The 412-nt window shown below is 57.0% G+C and carries 1 protein-coding gene; it reads right to left on the bottom strand.

From position 1 onward, the window contains the following. On the bottom strand, window positions 1-392 hold a 392-nt coding region (locus tag I6F37_RS42215), incomplete at its 3' end, for a DUF4276 family protein (protein ID WP_225154706.1). Between the last annotated feature and the right edge of the window lie 20 nt (window positions 393-412).

Raw genomic sequence — 412 nt, 5'->3', positions numbered from 1 at the left:
CGCTTGGAGGGTGCGGTGAGTTGCGAATCGTTGATCTCTTCGGGACTGGTAAATCCGTTCCTGATTGCTTGAAATGCTTTCGCTAAGCCCGGCTTCGCGATTGCGTTAGCAAAGGCATCGCAATTGCTGAACAGTAGGCCTTCAAATTCGTGCATGACCACGAACGGAATGAAACGCCTCGCCTCGGCTCCATCCCAACCCATTGCTAGTGCTATGTCCGCCGCGAGCCCGTTCTCGACCGCAGCCGCTTTCTGGGCATAAGGCAGCGCGTTGGCGTCCTGTCGTCCGGGCCACGCCCTGTCTCCCAATTCAGGAAGAGCGTAGAAGTCGACCATCGTCGTGGCGAAAGCAGCTCTGTCCTCCTTCAGATGACGGACGATGTCTTGCTTCACTGCGGGCCAGGGCTTAATTC

This window comes from Bradyrhizobium sp. NBAIM08 (genome assembly GCF_020193935.1).
Classification (GTDB): domain Bacteria; phylum Pseudomonadota; class Alphaproteobacteria; order Rhizobiales; family Xanthobacteraceae; genus Bradyrhizobium; species Bradyrhizobium yuanmingense.
Note: the sequence above shows the minus strand (reverse complement) of the source record. Positions and strands in the feature narration are given on the sequence as shown.